This is a genomic window from Bathymodiolus heckerae thiotrophic gill symbiont (genome assembly GCF_900180345.1).
Taxonomy (GTDB): Bacteria; Pseudomonadota; Gammaproteobacteria; order PS1; family Pseudothioglobaceae; genus Thiodubiliella.
The window spans coordinates 1-1,833 of sequence record NZ_FXLV01000088.1; the positions used below are offsets into that span (position 1 = coordinate 1).

The 1,833-nt window shown below is 34.5% G+C and carries 3 protein-coding genes; 1 reads left to right on the forward strand and 2 read right to left on the reverse strand.

Annotated elements, in window-relative coordinates; all coding sequences use genetic code 11:
- Window positions 1-325: 325 nt before the first annotated feature.
- A complete protein-coding gene (locus CRYPD_RS07580) occupies window positions 326-556 on the forward strand; it encodes a hypothetical protein (RefSeq protein ID WP_138146969.1) in 231 nt (76 codons plus the stop codon).
- Between the two features lie 208 nt (window positions 557-764).
- Here the strand turns inward: CRYPD_RS07580 and CRYPD_RS07585 are convergent, their stop codons facing one another.
- Both CRYPD_RS07585 and CRYPD_RS07590 read right to left on the reverse strand, forming a co-directional pair.
- Window positions 765-1,328: a hypothetical protein gene (locus CRYPD_RS07585; protein ID WP_138146970.1), complete on the reverse strand. Its 564-nt coding sequence runs from the start codon at window positions 1,326-1,328 to the stop codon at window positions 765-767.
- A 12-nt stretch (window positions 1,329-1,340) separates the two neighbouring features.
- Window positions 1,341-1,574, reverse strand: coding sequence for a hypothetical protein (locus tag CRYPD_RS07590; RefSeq protein WP_138146971.1), 234 nt, complete (start codon window positions 1,572-1,574; stop codon window positions 1,341-1,343).
- Between the last annotated feature and the right edge of the window lie 259 nt (window positions 1,575-1,833).

Genomic DNA, 1,833 nt, shown 5'->3' on the forward strand with positions numbered 1-1,833 from the left:
ATGAAGCGACTCAACACAAGACCTCGAAAAACACGAGGTGGGAAACAACCAGTTGAGTTATTTTTAGGAAAGGCTGTTGATTTATTAACGGCTTAGGAGAAATTGCACTTAATGTGCGAATTCAAGAGTTTTAATTTTTTCTGTTTTTTATATTTATCTGAGTGGTTGCGTAATAAATCAAGAAGCATTAAACAAGACTGCCCAAGTAGGGGTCATTAGTGCTGTAGTTAGCGATACAACTGGAGATGTCAAAGAGGTAAGGCTGGACAAGCAAGACAAGAATTTTAAGACAAAAAACAAAGATAGAAAATCAAACGAAAAGGCTTTGGGTTTAGCAATTTCAATCCTTGCAGAATTTGAAGATGAAAAAATAAAGTCTGAGTTGGCGAATGTTCTTTTAAATTTGAAAATCAAAAAAGATATTGAAATTGAAAAGACCAAACAGGTTGAATATCTGACTGGTTTATTTTCTGCACTCGGTATCTTTTTATCATCTTCAATGATCCTGTTTGGTTTTATTTACATCGGTTTAAAATTATACAAAAGTGGGCGATAATGAATATTAAAACGTGGAACGAATTAAGAATAGCATCTAAACTTTTTGTTTTATCTTATACTATTTTTTCTTACAATATATCGATTTGGTTGATGCATTTAGATAACCCAACTCCTGAACAATCAGCCTTTGCAACAGTTATAATTAGTGCAACTGTGCCGCTTTTCAAGTGGTATATGGACAATGGAAGATTGAGCAGATAGGGTTATTATTCATAGTTACTACTGCTATGAATAATATGTAACAGTTCTGATTTTGTCCACTTTTGTCTCGGACCACCCAACCAATCGTGAGCAAATCCCATATTAACTAAATCCTCACCTAAGTCGCTTGGGTCTTTTTGTGATTGGTTTATACCCCAGTAGTTGATAGTGATTGGGTTTCTTGATAATTTTTCGCCGTGTTTTAAATAAGAGTTAGGAAGGGTAAATTTTACTTTTGTTGCCCGTTTTACTGTTGCTCTTTTGATGTAACTGTTGACGATTTTGGCAGCAGTGGCGTGCAAATCTGGATATTTTTGATGCATTGGGTGAAAATTATTCATCACGAGTTCACTGAGGGTTTTGTCTTTGTTGATTGTCGGTAGGTCTATGTTGTCCAAAAATCCATAACTAAAAGCTATCTCCCCAGTTCCTAGGGTCGTTTTTAAATCAAGTATGCCGTTCTCAACTGAAAGCACTTGCGTCCAAGGGGCGGGTAAATGTGGGTTGTTGCAGGCAAGTATTGATGTGTTTAATATTAGTAGAGCGATTATTGTTTTTATTTTATTCATTGTTGTTTCCTGTTATATTATTTCAACTTTTGTAACCATTCTTACTGGTATTGCTAAGTCTCTACTTCCACCAGTATCAGAGTAAATAATTTTTTTACTGGTAGAAAGTCTATATTTTTTAATTATAAAGTTCTTTCCGTTTTTAACGAATACTTTTATCAGGTGCTTACAATTTTCTATCATATCCGTAATGTCTTTCATTTTGTCTTCCTCTGTTTGTTGTTGCTCTGTGTCGTTATTATACATATGTATCTCCTTTGTCGTCGTAATACCTACTTCAATGCTCGAATTGAGGCAAATAAACAAGGTAAATCAAGAAAGGCTTGCCAAGTCAAAGCCTGTTTATAGTTCTCAAAGTCATTGGATATTTTTACTATATGAGACCTTTGCATAAATATGAATAATCATCAAAAATCCACTTTTCACCCGCTTGGCAATTTTTTAAACCCAGCCTTAGCCCTGCTAGGACAAGGTTTAATAAAATCACCAATCTGGCAAAAATTGA